The following is a 15,060-nucleotide window of genomic DNA, read 5'->3' as shown; positions in this document are numbered from 1 at the left end:
GCCGCCACCGCGATGCGTACCCCCGACAGCGCTCCCCCAGCCGACCGCGCGCTGAAACGACTGCTGGCCTCGGTGCCCTTCGCCAGCGCGAGCTCTGCGGGAGACCGCAATTCGGGCTCGAACCGGTCGGATCGTGGGCCTCGCGACGGCGATGGGCGGAGTCCCGGACGTGACCGCACCGGGTCCGCGGGCGGACGTTCCGTCAGCGGCAATCGTGGCGGGGACGCCGCCGGCGGTCGCGAGGGCCGCGGTCCCAAGCAGGGTGATCAGGCTGACCGCGGTGAGTCGCTCGGCGGCGACCGCGCGGGCGGCCGGAGTGGCTCGTTCGATCGCGAAAGGACTGCGGGGCGCGGGGGCCGGGGGCCGAAGCGGACCGCGGCGGACGCGAAGGCCGGCATGAGCAGTGCCGCGGCCCGCCGGGCCGAGCGGGCCGGGGCCGATCCGGTGCGGGTGGTGGCGCGGGATGTGCTGCGGGCCGTGCGGGAGCGGGACGCCTACGCGAATCTGGTGCTGCCCGGACTGTTGCGGGAGCGGCATATCAGCGGGCGTGATGCGGCGCTGGCCACCGAATTGACCTATGGGGCCTCACGCTCGCAGGGGCTGCTGGACGCGGTGATCGCGGACTGCGCGGGGCGAGATGTCGAGGAGATCGACGGACCGCTCCTGGATGCGTTGCGGCTGGGGACCTATCAGCTGCTGCGCACCCGGATCGGCGCGCACGCGGCGGTCGACACCTCCGTCGCGCTGGTGCGAGCGGAGTACGGGCAGGGGCGGGCCGGGTTCGTGAACGCGGTGCTGCGGCGGGTGGCCGAACGCACTCCCGAGGAGTGGGTGGAACGGCTCGCGCCGCGGGACCCGCTGGGGCACTTGGCATTCGAGTACGCGCATCCGGTCTGGATCGCGCAGGCCTTCGCGGACGCCCTGGGTGCGCGGGCCGGCGAGCTGGCCGACGTGCTGGCCGCCGACGACGCACGGCCCGCCGTGCACCTGGTGGCGCGCCCCGGCGATATCACCGCCGAGGAACTGGCCCTGGTCACCGGCGGCGAGGAAGGCCGCTGGTCGCCGTACGCGGTGTACCTCGAGGGCGGTGATCCGGCCAAGCTGGAGCCGGTCCGCGAGGGCATGGCCGCCGTCCAGGACGAGGGCAGCCAGCTGGTCGCCCTGGCTGTCACCCGCGCGCCCCTCGAGGGCCCCGACACCGGCCGCTGGCTCGACCTGTGTGCCGGGCCCGGCGGAAAAACCGCGCTGCTGGCCGCGATCGCGGATATCGACGGCTTCCGCGTCGATGCCGTCGAACCCGCCGAGCACCGCGCCGACCTGGTCCGCAAGGCGACCCGCGGCATGCCCGTGGACGTCCATGTCGCCGACGGCCGCGACAGCGGCCTGACTCCGGGCTTCGACCGCATCCTCGTCGACGCCCCCTGCACCGGCCTGGGCGCCCTGCGCCGCCGCCCGGAGGCCCGCTGGCGCCGCCAGCCCTCCGACGTCCGCGACCTGGTCACCCTGCAGCGCGAACTCCTCACCGCCGCATGGGATCTCGTTCGCCCCGGCGGTGTCGTGATCTACTCGACCTGCTCCCCGCACCTCCCGGAAACGGTCTCCGTGGTGGCCGATATGGTCCGGCGCACCGGCGCGGAACAGCTCGACACCCGCGAGCTGCTCCCGGGCGTCCCGGAACTCGGAGACGGCCCCGGCGCCCAGCTGTGGCCCCACCGCCACGGCACCGACGCCATGTTCCTGGCCGCCCTGCGCAAACCGCTTCAGCCGCAATAGGGTCCGACCCGCCCCAGCGTCCGGCCCGGCCCGCCCGTGCACCGAGGCCGAACGCTGGGTGAGCCGATCCGTGCGCCGCAGATCCATCGGCGGTCGCGTGAGTCTGTGACTCGCAGATCCACCGGCGGTCGTGTGGGTGCGTGCCGTGGACCTACCGACAGTCGTGCAGTTCTGTGCGCCGCAGATCCATCGGCGGTCGCGTGAGTCTGTGACTCGCGGATCCACCGGCGGTCGTGTGGGTGCGTGCCGTGGACCTACCGACAGTCGCGTAGTTCTGTGTGCCGCAGACTCACCGGCGGTTGCGCGAACGTGGAGGTCGCCGCGATCGTGGTTCGGTGCGCGTTGGGTCGTCGCGGATTCGCGGCGGTTGTCAGTCGGGGACGTTGCGGTCGAGCTCGTCGAGCCAGGCGGCGGCCGAGGCATCACTCGGCGCGCGCCAATCACCGCGTGGGGACAGCGATCCGCCCGAGCCGACCTTGGGGGCATTCGGGAGGGTGGAGCGTTTGAACTGGCTGGTCTGGATGAAACGGCGCAGGAATTCGGCCAGCCAGTGTTTGACGGCGGGCAGGTCGTATTCGTGGCGCTGGTCGGCGGGGACGAGGTCGGGCCAGCCGCCGCGGGTGCGGTCGGACCAGACATGGTGGGACAGGTAGGCGATGCGGCTCGGCAGGTCGCCGAAGCGGAGCAGGTGGTAGAGGTGGAAGTCCTGGAGTTCGTAGGGGCCGACGGTGGCCTCGGAGCTCTGCGGCGGAGCGTCGCCGTCGGCAGGAATGAGTTCGGGGGAGATCTCGGTGGCGAGAATGGAGGCCAGGACCTCACCCGCCTCGGGCCCCAGCTCGCCGGTGTCGATCGTCCAGGCCACCAGGTATTTGATCAATGTCTTGGGGACCGAGGCGTTCACGCTGTAGTGGGCCATGTGGTCGCCGACGCCGAAGGTGCACCAGCCCAGCGCGAGTTCGCTGAGGTCGCCGGTGCCGACGACCAGGGCGTTGTGCAGATTGGCGAGCCGGAACAGGTGTGAGGTGCGCTCGCCCGCCTGCACGTTCTCGTAGGTGACGTCGTACTGCGGAACCCCTTCGGCGGCAGGGTGCTTCAGGTCTCGCAGCATCTGCGTGGCCGATGGCCGGATGTCGATCTCGTGTGCCGTCGCTCCGACCGCCCGCATCAGCCGCCGCGCGTCCTCGAGGGTGCGGGTACTGGTGGCGAAGCCGGGCATGGTGTACGCCAGGACATTCGAGCGCGGCAGTCCCAGCCGGTCCATGGTCTGGGCAGCCACGATGAGCGCCACCGTGGAGTCCAGGCCGCCGGACACCCCGATCACCACGCGCTGTGATCCGGTGGCGGTCAGCCGGGTGCTCAGTCCCTCCACCTGGATGCGATGCACCTCGGCGCAGCGCTCGTTGCGGCGGGCCGGATCGGCGGGAACGTAGGGGAAGCGCGGGATCTCGCGCCGCAGCGCGACGGTCCCGGCGGGCACGGGCAGCTCGACGTCGATCCGCCGGAACCGTTGCAGCCGCTCCCGATGATCGTGCACGGTGTCGGCGAAGCTGGTGGTGCGCAGCCGGTCCGCGGCCAGCCGCCGCAGATCGATATCGGCGGTGACCACCTGCGGATGTCCGGCGAACCGTTCGCCCTCGGCCAGCACATTGCCGTTCTCGCACACCAGTGCCTGTCCGTCCCAGGCCATGTCGGTGGTCGACTCGCCGTGCCCGGCAGCCGAATACAGGTACGCGGCGAGATACCGCGCCGAATGTGAGGCGCACAGTTCGCGCCGGTAGTCGGCCTTGCCGATGACGATATTGCTGGCCGACAGATTCACCAGCACACTGGCCCCCGCCAGCGCGGCGAAACCGCTGGGCGGCAACGGTACCCAGCCGTCCTCGCAGATCTCGAGATGGAACACGAAATCCGGCAGGTTGCTCGCGGCGAACAGCAGATCGGCCCCGAACGGCACCCGCTGCCCGGCGATCACCACCTGGTCGTCGAGGGCCTCCCGCGCGGCCGCGAACTGACGCTTCTCGTAGAACTCCCGATAGTTGGGCAGGTAGCTCTTGGGTGCGGCGCCCAGCACCCGGCCCCGGTGAATCACGATGCCGCAGTTGAACAGCCGGCCCTGCGCCCGCACCGGCGCGCCCACCACCAGCACCGTCTCGATGGCGGTGCTCTCCTCGACCACTCGCTCGAGCGCCAGGCCGACCGCGGCGTCCAGCGCGTCCTGATGGAACAGGTCGTCGGCGGTGTAGCTGGACAGCCCGAGCTCGGGGAAGATCGTCAGCGCCGCGTGCTCGGCCGCGGCGCGCCGGGCCAGCAGCAGGGTCTGTTCGGCGTTGAAGCCCGGATCGGCGACCCGCACCGGTGGCACGGCCACCGCGACCCGCGCGAACCCGTGCCGATACAGCGAATCGAACGGCAGTTGCTGTGACAACACCGACCCCTTTGCATCCGGCCGAGGCGATCATGACTCGACCGCAATCTACCCATGCCGGGCGCGCGCCGGGGCCCCGGCCACGCCGGAGTCACTCGCGGGCGGATTGTTCCCGCAGGCGGGCAAGGGTTTTCGAGAGGATCCGGGAGACGTGCATCTGCGAGATGCCCATCTGCTGGGCGATCTGGGTCTGGGTCATGGATTCGAAGAAACGCATGGTGAGGATGCGGCGTTCGCGTTCGGGGAGCCCGGCCAGCAGGGGCCGGATGGCCACGTATTCCTCGACCCGGTCGAACTGGGATTCTTCCTCGCCGAGGGTGTCGAGGAGCGAGGCCTCGGTGTCGCGGCCGACGGAGACGGCGTCGATGCTGCTGGGCTGGTAGGCGTTTCCGGCGATGACCGCCTGGGTCACCTCGTCGGCGTCGATCTCGAGGGCGGCCGCGATCTCCTTGGCGGTGGGGGAGCGGCCCAGCTGCTGGGAGAGGGCGTCGATGGCGGAGCCGATGCGCAGGTGGGTTTCCTTGACGCGGCGCGGCACCCGCATGGCCCAGGTGTTGTCGCGGAAGTAGCGGCGGACCTCGCCCATGATGGTCGGCACCGCGAAGGACAGGAAGTTGGAGCCGCGGGAGATGTCGAAGCGGTCCACCGCGTGCACCAGCCCCACCCGCGCGACCTGGGTGAGGTCGTCGAAAGGCTCACCGCGGCCGCTGAATTTGCGGGCGATGTGATCGGCGAGGGGAATGCAGCGGTTGATCAGTTCGGTGCGCAGTGCGGCGCGCCGCCCGGATTCCGGTGCGGCGGCGGCCAGTTCCTCGAACAGCGTGGTGACGTCGTCGTAGCCGGAGACGCTGCGCGCGACCTCCTCGACCTCCTCGACCTCCTCGGCGTCGACCGTCTCCTCGGCGGTGTCCTCGGTCTCGGTCTCGTCCGGTTCCCGGTCGTCGCGCGGTTCCTCGGGTCCCGGCGCGTCGGCGGATGCTGTGAACACGTGGTCTCCGTCGGTCACTACGCCTTCCCCCGGACCCGCCGGAACTCCACCGCCGTCGGGTATCCGGAGATCGCCGGATCGAAGGGTTCCTGAGTGGCGGTGACCTCGTCGGAGAGCGTCCGCAGCACGTGCCAGCCGAAGCTGCGCTGGTCCGGTAGCCCCTCGGCCCCGGCGATGCCGCTCACCCGCACGATCAGATCCGAGTCGCCGACCGTGAACACACACTGCAGCGTGGTGCCCGGCGCGGCGACGGCGATCAGCGTGGAGGCCGCCTCGTCGACGGCGAGCCGGATATCGGCCACTTCGTCCAGGGTGAAATCGCTGAGCAGCACCAGTGTTTCGGCGAGTCCGCGCACGATGGGCAACTGGGAGACGGACGCGGCGACACCGATCTCGACCGGTGTACCGCGCAACCCTTGTTCCGCCGAAATGTTGATCACTCTGTAGAGGCTACCCATTCCGGTGCGCGGCAATCAGCCATTCCCGTTGACGTGGGGGCTTTGGGGGGCTGCCGATAGACTGCGGCCCGTGTGCACCTCTTCCTCCCCCTTCCAACGGCCCGCTCCGATGATCGCCCCGTCCATCCTGTCCGCCGACTTCGCGAATCTCGCGGCCGAACTGCAAGCGATCGAGGGCGCCGACTGGGTGCACGTCGATGTGATGGACAACCACTTCGTCCCGAATCTGACGCTGGGTCTGCCGGTGGTGGAAAGCCTGTTGAAGGTGACCGACATTCCGATGGACTGCCACCTCATGATCGAGAACCCGGAGCGCTGGGCCCCGGGCTACGCCGAGGCCGGTGCCTACAACGTCACTTTTCACGCCGAGGCCACCGACAACCCGATCGCGGTGGCGCGTGACATCCGCGCGGCGGGCGCCAAGGCCGGGCTCTCGGTCAAGCCGAACACCCCGATCGAGCCCTACCTCGAGATCCTGCGCGAATTCGACACCCTGCTGGTCATGAGCGTCGAACCCGGTTTCGGCGGACAGTCTTTCATCGCGCACGTGCTCGACAAGGCCCGGCAGGTGCGCCGCCTGGTCGACGCCGGTGAGCTGCGCCTGGTCGTGGAGATCGACGGCGGCATCAATATGGACACCATCGAGCAGGCCGCCGAGGCCGGCATCGACTGCTTCGTGGCGGGCTCTGCGGTGTACGGCACCCCGGACCCGGCCGCGACCGTGGAAATCTTGCGGCAGAAGGTGATCGCGGTCGAGGCGGCGTCCGCGCAGTAGCGCGGGCTCAGTGCTGTAGCACCGCTTCGATCACCGATTCCAGCGGCGGAACGCTGTCACTGGCATCGGGGGAGTGCACCCAGGTGCGGTATCCCGTCCGCTCGTCGTCGGCGGACGGGAGCACGACCTGCGCTCCCGGGCACGCGACGGTGGCGTAGAGCCGGAACAGGGCGGCGGCCACCGATTTGGTGAGGGACTCCGGCCGGGCGGGGCCGGTGATGAAGGTCCATCGCCGTGCCCGGGGATGGTGCACGACCGGCCCGGCCAGATCGGCCTGCGCCAGCTGTTGCTGGACGCGTTCGCCGAGGTCGGCGGGCATGGTGATGGCCCCGTACCGAGTGCCTATCTCCAACAGGATGTGCCGTGACGTCGGGTCGATCGATGCCGGCAGGTGAAATTCGCGTCGGTACTGTACGCAGCGAACTTCGAGTGTCGAATCGAGAAGCATGGTCACGCCGCACCCCCAACTGTGCCGATTGTGTTGTCTGCCACCTGAATCCGACCCGCGCGGGGTCCAACCTTCCTTCGGTTCTGCTTGCGATGATCGTCACGGCCCGGATCGGCCGTGGACACGGTGACCGTTCTGCACTGAACTGCTCGCGGAGAAGTTGAACTGTGGGAATCAGCTGCATAACAATCTTGCGACCATATTCGCTGCCGCGCAAGATTCTGGATTGAGCGAGTCGTGAATCGGGTACCTCTCCGCGTTGGGCCAGGTCAGGCCATTCAAAGTATCGGTAAATCCCGGCGTTTCAATTGGCGATCGCAACCAATGAACACAATTATCCGATCGCACATTGGCTTACGCCCGATTTCGTCCATCCACCGGTATCCAACGCTCCAGTGAACGAGGCCGCATGTCGCCTACGACCCCGCGTCGTTAGTCTGAAGGGGACGGCCGTCCACGCGGGAATACCGCGTACCGCACCGGCTGTTGGCTCGAGCGGAGCACGCACACGCGATCAGGGAGAGGTACGCATGTTCACAGGCATCGTCGAGGAGCTGGGCGAGATTCTCGCCACCGAGCAGCTGGACGATTCGGCGCGGCTGACCATTCGCGGCCCGCTGGTGACCTCCGATGCGGGACACGGTGATTCGATCGCCGTCAACGGCGTCTGCCTCACCGTGGTGGATCGGAAGGTCGAGGGCGACACCTTCACCGTCGACGTCATGGCCGAGACCCTGGACCGCTCCAGCATCGGCGGCCTGACCGTGGGCTCCCGTGTCAACCTCGAGCGCGCCGCGGCCGTGAACAGCCGCCTGGGCGGGCACATCGTGCAGGGTCACGTCGACGGCACCGGCACCATCGTCTCCCGCACCCCGTACGAGAACTGGGAGGTCGTGCGAATCTCCCTGCCCGACAGCATCGCTCGCTACGTGGTGGAGAAGGGCTCGATCACCGTGGACGGCATCTCGCTGACCGTCTCGGGTATCGGCCTGGCCGAGGACGCCTTCGCCGACGGCGCCAAGGACTGGTTCGAGGTGTCGCTCATCCCCACCACCCGCGAGCTCACCACCCTCGGCACGGCCCCGGTCGGCACCACCGTGAATCTCGAAGTCGACATCATCGCCAAGTACGTCGAACGGCTCGTACAGCGCGGCTGAAGGCCGCGAGGCCGGGAGTCGGCGCAAATCGGGCGCTGGGGCTGGCCTACTGTAGTGAGGCACCTAATTCGAGATGGAGCACAACAGACGTGACCAGGTTCGACACCATCGAGCGCGCAGTCGCCGATATCGCCGCCGGTAAGGCGGTTGTCGTCGTCGACGACGAGGGCCGGGAGAACGAGGGCGACCTCATCTTCGCGGCGGAGAAGGCGACACCCGAGCTGGTGGCTTTCATGATCCGCTACACCTCCGGTTACATCTGTGTGCCGCTCACCGGGGACGACTGCGATCGCCTGGGCCTGCCGCCGATGTACGCGGTCAACCAGGACAAGCACGGCACCGCCTACACCGTCTCCGTCGACGCCCGCGAGGGCATCACCACCGGCATCTCGGCCGCCGACCGCGCCACCACCATGCGCGTGCTGGCCGACCGCAATGCCAAGTCCGACGATCTGACCCGCCCGGGTCACGTGGTTCCGTTGCGTGCCAAGGACGGTGGCGTGCTACGCCGGCCCGGCCACACCGAGGCCGCCGTGGATCTGGCCCGGATAGCCGGGCTCAGCCCCGCCGGCGTTATCTGCGAGATCGTCAGCCAGAAGAACGAGGGCGACATGGCGCGCACCGAGGAGCTGCGCATCTTCGCCGACGAGCATGATCTGGCGCTCATCTCCATCGCCGACATGATCGCCTGGCGCCGCCGCAACGAGAAGCACGTCAAGCAGGTGGCCGAGGCCAAGCTGCCCACCGAGTTCGGCGACTTCCTGGCGATCGGCTACGAGAGCGAATACGACGACGCCGAGCATGTGGCCCTGGTCATGGGCGATATCGGCGACGGCACGGACGTGCTGGTCCGCGTGCACTCCGAGTGCCTCACCGGCGACGCCTTCGGCTCGCTGCGCTGCGACTGCGGCCCGCAGCTGGACGCCGCCATGGAGATGATCGCCCAGCAGGGCCGCGGCGTGCTGCTCTACATGCGCGGCCACGAGGGCCGCGGCATCGGGCTGCTGCACAAGCTGCAGGCCTACCAGCTGCAGGACGGCGGCGCCGACACCGTGGACGCCAACCTGGACCTGGGCCTGCCCGCCGACGCGCGCGACTACGGCATCGGCGCCCAGATCCTCGCCGACCTGGGCATCACCTCGATGCGGCTGCTCACCAACAATCCCGACAAGCGCGCCGGGATCGAGGGCTACGGCCTGAGCATCAGCGAGCGGGTGGCGATGCCGGTGCGCGCCAACAAGCACAATCTGCGGTATCTGCGCACCAAGCGGGATCGGATGGGCCACGACCTGGTCGGCCTGGAAGACCTGGACCTGGGCGAAACCGCGAACTGACGCGCCGGAACCGACTATCGAGAGGGCGGAACGAGAATGAGCGGTACGGGCGTACCGGCCTTCGAGCTGGCCGATGCCAAGGACCTCAAGCTGGGGATCGTGGCATCGCGCTGGCACACCACCATCTGCGACGCGCTGGTGGCGAACGCGGAGCAGACCGCCCGGGCCGCGGGCGTCGCCGACATCACCGTGGTCCGGGTCGCCGGCGCGATGGAGCTGCCGGTGGTGGCGCAGGCACTGGCCCGCAGCCATGACGCGGTGGTAGCCCTGGGCGTCGTGATCCGTGGTGAGACACCGCATTTCGAGTACGTGTGCGATTCGGTGACCGCCGGTCTGACCCGGGTGTCCCTCGATGAGAGCACCCCGGTCACCAATGGCGTGCTCACCGTGAACACCGAGCAGCAGGCGCTGGATCGCGCGGGCCTGCCCGGCTCGATCGAGAACAAGGGCGAGCAGGCCGCGGCCGCCGCCCTCGACGCCGCGCTCACCCTGCGCGAGCTGACCCAGACCGTCTAGCCATGCCGGTCGTGCGGATCTGGAAGCGGGACGGCGGCTCCGAGGAGCCGCCCCGCAAGCCTGCCGCCACGCCGGAAACGCCTGCGGCGCACTCCGATCCGCGGGCCGAGCAGAGGACGGAGTCCGAGGACGCCATGGCCGAGCCGACCGAAACCGAGACGCCGGTGCAGCCCGGCACCGCCGCGGGTGATTGGGATCTCGAGGTGCGACCGCACCACGCCATCGTCACCGTGCGGATCGTGGCGGCGGTGCTGGCGGCCATCTTCATCTTCGGCGGCATCGTGCTGCGGCACGGATCCACCGGCGTGAACTTCCGGGTCTCCGACCAGATCGGCCTGATGGTGTTCGGTCTGCTGCTGGCCGGCGGCGTGCTGACGCTCACCCGGCCCCGGGTGCGAGTCGGCCGGCGCGGGGTGACGGTGCGCAATATCGTGGGCGACAGCGAGTTCCAGTGGAAGGACATCCGCGGGATCTCCTTCCCGGACAAGAAGTCCTGGGCCCGGCTGGAATTGGCGCACGACGAGTACGTGCCCATGATGGCCATCCGCTCCAACGACAAGATGCGCGCTGCGGAGGCCATGGACCGGTTCCGGGAACTCGGCGCCAAGTACAGCGCCGAGCACCAGGACCGACGCTAGCGCGGGGCGCCGAGCACCGCGCCCTCGCGGCGCGGGTCCGCGCCGCCGATCCAGCCATTACCGTCGCGGACCAGGGCCGACAGACCGCTGGACTGCGGGGCGACCGAGACCTGGTCGCCGTACTGGCGCAGTTTCTGCACCAGCGGATCGTGGTCGCCGTTGTCGGAGGCGTCTACGGCCGGATGCTCACCACCCACATAGGTGGTGGGGGAGTTGGCCGCGCCGAAGTCGATCATCGACACCGCCTGCTGCGGGTTCATGCCCCAATCCAGCATGCCCACAAGGGTTTTCACCACGAACTGGATGATCACCGCCCCGCCGGGCGAACCGGTGACATAGCTGAGCGCGCCGCGCGAGCCGTCGGGATTGCGGTCGAAGACCAGGGTCGGGGCCATGGAGCTGCGCGGCCGCTTGCCCGGGTCGAGGCGGTTGGCGATCGGGGTGCCGTCCTTGTCGGCCGGTTCGGCCGAGAAGTCGGTGAGCTGGTTGTTGAGGATGAACCCGTCCACGAAATGGAATGACCCGAACGCGGATTCGACCGTGGTGGTCATGGAGGCCGCGTTGCCGTACTCGTCGACGATGGAGATGTGGCTGGTGCCGTGCTCGGGCTGCTGCGGGCCGTTGCCGACCGGCACCGGGCCGAAGTCACCCGGCTTGGCGGTGCCCAGGCTCTTGGCCGGGTCGATGAGCGCCGCACGCTGCTTCAGATAGCCGGGATCCAACAGGGTCTGCGGCGAATTGCCCGGCAGCGGAACGAAATCCGAGTCGGCGATGTACTTGTCGCGGTCGGCGTAGGCCAGGCGTTCGGCCTCGGCGATCAGGTGCACCGCCTCCGGGGTGGGCTTGCCGCCGTTGCGGGCGGTAGTGCTGTCGCCGCCGAGGTCCGCCGGTTTCATCGACGCCAGATCGAAGTTGGACAGGATGCCCAGGGTCGCCTCCACCGTGATGCCGCCCGAGGACGGGTTGGGCATGCCGCACACCTCGTGGGTGCGGTAGGGCGAGCACACCGCGGTCCGCTTCTTCGCCTGGTAGGACTGCAGATCCGCCAGGGACATCAGGCCCGGGGTGCGTCCGCCCGCGGTGGTCGCGGTGGTGTCCACGATGTCGGCGGCGATCGCGCCGGTGTAGAAGGCGTTCGCCCCGTCGGTCGCGATGGCCGAGAGGGTCTTGCCGAAGGCCGGATTGGTGAGCGTGGTGCCGGACGGCTTCGGGCTGCCGTCGGGCTGCAGGAAGTACGCCTTGGCGTTGTCGTCACGCGCGAGGTCGGCCTTGGAGTCGGAGATCTGGCTCGCCATCCGCGGTGAGATCTTGAAGCCCTGATCCGCCAGGTTGATCGCCGGGGTGAACAGGTCCTGCCACGGCTGCTTGCCGTGCTCGTTGTGGGCCAGCTCCAGCATCCGCAGCACTCCCGGCGTGCCGATGGAGCGCCCGCTGGCCCGCGCATTCGGTTGCGGCACAGTGTGATCGGCGGCGCTGATGTAGCGCAGGTAGTCCTCGGTGGCGGCCGCCGGGGCGGTCTCGCGGCCGTCGTAGGCGTCGACGGTCCTGGCATTGGCGTCGTAGTACATCAGGAACGCGCCGCCGCCGATGCCGGTGGCCTGGGGCTCCACCAGATTCAGCACGGTCTGTGCCACGATGAGTGCGTCCGCGGCGGTGCCGCCGTCCCGCAGTACCCGGCAAGCCGCCTCGGTGGCAACGGGATTGGCGGTGGAGACCGCGAAATCGCCGGTGCGCACGGGTGTCATGCCGGTGCGGTAGCCGGTGGCGACCTCGGGGTGCAGGGCCAGATTCGTGCTGCTCGGCCCGGCGGGCGCCCCGGAGGTGACCGGAGTTCCGTTGGGGGACACCGTGCACGACGCACTCTGATTCGTCGAGGACGAACAGGCGGTGACCAATCCGACCAGCAGCAGCAGAGCGGCAGCGCCGCTCCCGATTCGTCGCGAGCGCCTCATGATCGGACTCTAGCGCTGTGGGCACGCGCGGGCAGGACTTTGACGGGCCGGATCGGAGGGCTACCGGGGGAACTCCGGCCCGCCGGTCGCCCGAGGAATTCAGCGCCTTCATGGCAATCTCCGAAAAAGCATGCCAACTGGTCGCTTGACCGGCCTTCTTTTTCGAAGGTCTCCCCGCTCAGGGCGCCAATGTGGAACTCAGCAAACAGCAAGGTACCCTCAGGCTGCCTCACTTCACGATTGCGGAGGGTTAACCCGGCGAATGACCGAGATCCGGACTACTGCCACCAGCCTCAATGCCGAGGACAGCGGCTATCACAAAGCCCTGAAACCCCGGCAATTGCAGATGATCGCCATCGGCGGTGCCATCGGTACCGGCCTGTTCCTGGGCGCGGGTGGCCGGCTGCACAATGCCGGCCCATCGCTGTTCCTGGTGTACCTGATCTGCGGCATCTTCGTCTTCTTCATCCTGCGCGCGCTCGGCGAACTGGTACTGCACCGCCCGTCCTCGGGCTCGTTCGTCTCCTATGCGCGCGAATTCTTCGGTGAGAAGGCCGCATTCGTGGCCGGCTGGATGTACTTCCTGAACTGGTCCATGACCGGCATCGTCGACACCACCGCGATCGCCACCTATCTGCACTACTGGGGACCCTTCCAGCCGATCGCGCAATGGCTGCTGGCGCTGGGCGCGCTGATCATCGTGCTCGGCATCAACCTGGTCTCGGTCAAATGGTTCGGCGAGATGGAGTTCTGGGCGGCCATGATCAAGGTGGTGGCCCTGGTGACCTTCCTGGTCGTCGGCACCGTCTTCTTGGCCGGGCGCTTCGAGGTCGAGGGTCAGGGCACCGGTCTGCGCATGGTCTCCGACGCGGGCGGCTGGTTCCCGACCGGCGTGCTGCCGCTGGTCACCGTCACCTCCGGCGTCGTGTTCGCGTACGCCGCCGTGGAAATGGTGGGCATCGCGGCCGGCGAGACCGAGAATCCGGCCAAGATCATGCCGCGCGCCATCAATTCGGTGATCATGCGTATCGCCGTATTCTATTGCGGCTCGGTGATTCTGCTGGCGCTGCTGCTGCCCTACGCCGAATACAAGGGCGGCGAGAGCCCGTTCGTCACCTTCTTCGGCAAACTCGGTGTCGCGCACATGGGTTCGATCATGAATTTCGTGGTGCTCACCGCGGCGCTGTCGAGTTTGAATGCCGGACTGTATTCGACCGGCCGCATCCTCCGCTCGATGGCGATGAACGGCAGTGCGCCGAAATTCACGGCACGGATGTCGAGTGCCGGTGTGCCGTACGGCGGCATTCTGCTCACCGCCACCATCGCGCTGTTCGGTATCTGGCTGAATTACATTGTGCCGTCGCAGGCTTTCGAAATCGTGCTGAACGTCGCGTCGCTCGGCATTCTGGCGTCCTGGGCGACCATTGTGCTGTGTCAGTTGAAGCTGTTCTACCTGTGGAAGAAGGGGCAGGCGGAGCGTCCGGCGTTCCGGATGTTCGGTGCGCCCTACACCGGCATCGCGACGCTGGTGTTCCTCTTCGCGGTGGTGGTGCTGATGGCTTTCGACCATCCGGTCGGTACGTGGACGGTGGCCAGCCTGGTGATCATCGTGCCCGCGCTGGCCATCGGGTGGAAGGTCGCCAGCCCGCGGGTGCTGGCCATCGCCAGGCTGCGCGAGGGCTACACCGGTGAGTTCCCGGTGATTCCGCCGATCCCCATGGACGACAAGTAGTTTTCCGCTTCCGGGGGTACACTGGGAAACTCTGCCCGGACCTGCGCTTTTCAGCGGCCGCACGCGAATTCGCGTGCGGCCGTTATGTGTTCGAGATCACTGTTTCGAATGCTAGCTATCGGCTGTGGCCATGGTCATAACTTCGTCAACCAGATTGTCCGGAATCCGAACATTTGGTTAGCGTCAGGTTCAGCGCGTTCGCAGGGGGCGCGCGACCAGGGGTTACTCGATGAGGAGTGCTGTGAGTTCGCAAATGGCCGTTGCCGACGAGGTGGATATGACACCCGTCGCCACGGGAAACGGCATTCCAGCCAGATTTTTCGAGCGGGTGCTCGACGGGGTGCGGGGGTTGCGCCGTGATGGTTCCGAGATCGACATGCCCGCTCAGGTCCGGGAAACGCAATACGCCGCGCTCGGCGCGATGGGACTGGCGGTGCTGCACAGCCTGCTGTCCATCACCGGCGGCGTCTCGTGCGTGGTCGGCAGTATCGGCCACTTCTTCGCCGCCTGGGTGACCGGCGGTGTCGCACTGCTGTTCGGGCTGCGCTCGCGCTGGATCTGGGTGACCGCGCTCGGATTGGCCAGCCTGCAGTCCTTCCTGGGCATCTTCACGCTGATGTCGGCCGAAATGCCCACGGGCGTGGGACCGTTCACCGTGCTCTTCGGCGTGATGGTGTCCGGCGTGGTGCTGGCGCTGCTACTGCGCCGAGACCTCTACCGCTGGTTCAGTCCCGCCTCCCCGGAACTTTAGCGGACGGCCGAGTGCCGCGGACCGCTGTGCACCCGTGCCGGCGGTCGGGTGCCGAACCGATTCAGGACGTACCCGGCGAGTTACCCTGACGGGCGCGAAATCAGTTGTCGCCC

At 68.3% G+C, this 15,060-nt stretch carries 13 protein-coding genes; 8 read left to right on the top strand and 5 right to left on the bottom strand.

All coding sequences use genetic code 11. The features are described 5' to 3' along the window. Window positions 1–396: 396 nt before the first annotated feature. The gene (locus ACWEQQ_RS27815) at window positions 397–1,773 is read left to right on the top strand and encodes an RsmB/NOP family class I SAM-dependent RNA methyltransferase (protein ID WP_452350303.1); all 1,377 of its coding nucleotides are present in this window, start codon (window positions 397–399) and stop codon (window positions 1,771–1,773) included. 370 nt (window positions 1,774–2,143) lie between these two features. On the opposite strand, the gene ACWEQQ_RS27810 is transcribed toward ACWEQQ_RS27815, so the two are convergent. The 3 genes from ACWEQQ_RS27810 to ACWEQQ_RS27800 form a co-directional block, all read right to left on the bottom strand. Continuing rightward, window positions 2,144–4,198 (bottom strand): NAD(+) synthase, encoded by a 2,055-nt coding sequence (locus ACWEQQ_RS27810; RefSeq protein ID WP_452350302.1) that lies wholly within the window; start codon window positions 4,196–4,198, stop codon window positions 2,144–2,146. A gap of 91 nt (window positions 4,199–4,289) precedes the next feature. After that, the gene (locus ACWEQQ_RS27805) at window positions 4,290–5,186 is read right to left on the bottom strand and encodes an RNA polymerase sigma factor SigF (RefSeq protein WP_452340010.1); all 897 of its coding nucleotides are present in this window, start codon (window positions 5,184–5,186) and stop codon (window positions 4,290–4,292) included. Window positions 5,187–5,203: 17 nt separating this feature from the next. Next, window positions 5,204–5,626, bottom strand: a complete 423-nt coding sequence (locus ACWEQQ_RS27800) for an anti-sigma factor (RefSeq protein ID WP_354837446.1) — start codon at window positions 5,624–5,626, stop codon at window positions 5,204–5,206. A gap of 127 nt (window positions 5,627–5,753) precedes the next feature. Between ACWEQQ_RS27800 and rpe the strand changes: the two genes are divergently transcribed. Beyond that, entirely contained in the window at window positions 5,754–6,419 is a 666-nt protein-coding gene (gene rpe, locus ACWEQQ_RS27795) for a ribulose-phosphate 3-epimerase (RefSeq protein WP_354837566.1), read from the top strand. Between the two features lie 7 nt (window positions 6,420–6,426). On the opposite strand, the gene ACWEQQ_RS27790 is transcribed toward rpe, so the two are convergent. Then, window positions 6,427–6,738, bottom strand: a complete 312-nt coding sequence (locus ACWEQQ_RS27790; protein WP_452350301.1) for a hypothetical protein — start codon at window positions 6,736–6,738, stop codon at window positions 6,427–6,429. Between the two features lie 659 nt (window positions 6,739–7,397). Here ACWEQQ_RS27790 and ACWEQQ_RS27785 point away from each other — a divergent pair. The 4 genes from ACWEQQ_RS27785 to ACWEQQ_RS27770 all read left to right on the top strand — a co-directional run bounded on the left by ACWEQQ_RS27785 (window position 7,398) and on the right by ACWEQQ_RS27770 (window position 10,512). Further along, window positions 7,398–8,024, top strand: a complete 627-nt coding sequence (locus ACWEQQ_RS27785; RefSeq protein ID WP_379400446.1) for a riboflavin synthase — start codon at window positions 7,398–7,400, stop codon at window positions 8,022–8,024. Window positions 8,025–8,113: 89 nt separating this feature from the next. Then, window positions 8,114–9,358 (top strand): bifunctional 3,4-dihydroxy-2-butanone-4-phosphate synthase/GTP cyclohydrolase II, encoded by a 1,245-nt coding sequence (locus ACWEQQ_RS27780; protein WP_452350300.1) that lies wholly within the window; start codon window positions 8,114–8,116, stop codon window positions 9,356–9,358. 36 nt (window positions 9,359–9,394) lie between these two features. Continuing rightward, window positions 9,395–9,874, top strand: a complete 480-nt coding sequence (gene ribH, locus ACWEQQ_RS27775; RefSeq protein WP_452340008.1) for a 6,7-dimethyl-8-ribityllumazine synthase — start codon at window positions 9,395–9,397, stop codon at window positions 9,872–9,874. A gap of 2 nt (window positions 9,875–9,876) precedes the next feature. Further along, window positions 9,877–10,512: a PH domain-containing protein gene (locus ACWEQQ_RS27770; RefSeq protein ID WP_452340007.1), complete on the top strand. Its 636-nt coding sequence runs from the start codon at window positions 9,877–9,879 to the stop codon at window positions 10,510–10,512. Here ACWEQQ_RS27770 and ACWEQQ_RS27765 read toward each other — a convergent pair. Beyond that, the gene (locus tag ACWEQQ_RS27765) at window positions 10,509–12,464 is read right to left on the bottom strand and encodes a gamma-glutamyltransferase family protein (RefSeq protein ID WP_452350299.1); all 1,956 of its coding nucleotides are present in this window, start codon (window positions 12,462–12,464) and stop codon (window positions 10,509–10,511) included. The two genes, ACWEQQ_RS27770 and ACWEQQ_RS27765, sit on opposite strands and share 4 nt — an antisense overlap. A gap of 262 nt (window positions 12,465–12,726) precedes the next feature. On the opposite strand from ACWEQQ_RS27765, the gene ACWEQQ_RS27760 reads away from it, so the two are divergent. Then, entirely contained in the window at window positions 12,727–14,196 is a 1,470-nt protein-coding gene (locus ACWEQQ_RS27760; RefSeq protein WP_452350298.1) for an amino acid permease, read from the top strand. A gap of 241 nt (window positions 14,197–14,437) precedes the next feature. Next, complete coding sequence (locus tag ACWEQQ_RS27755; RefSeq protein ID WP_452340004.1) at window positions 14,438–14,947, top strand: hypothetical protein; 510 nt, start codon at window positions 14,438–14,440, stop codon at window positions 14,945–14,947. Window positions 14,948–15,060 lie beyond the last annotated feature (113 nt).

This window comes from Nocardia sp. NPDC004123, from assembly GCF_053603795.1.
Note: the sequence above shows the minus strand (reverse complement) of the source record. Positions and strands in the feature narration are given on the sequence as shown.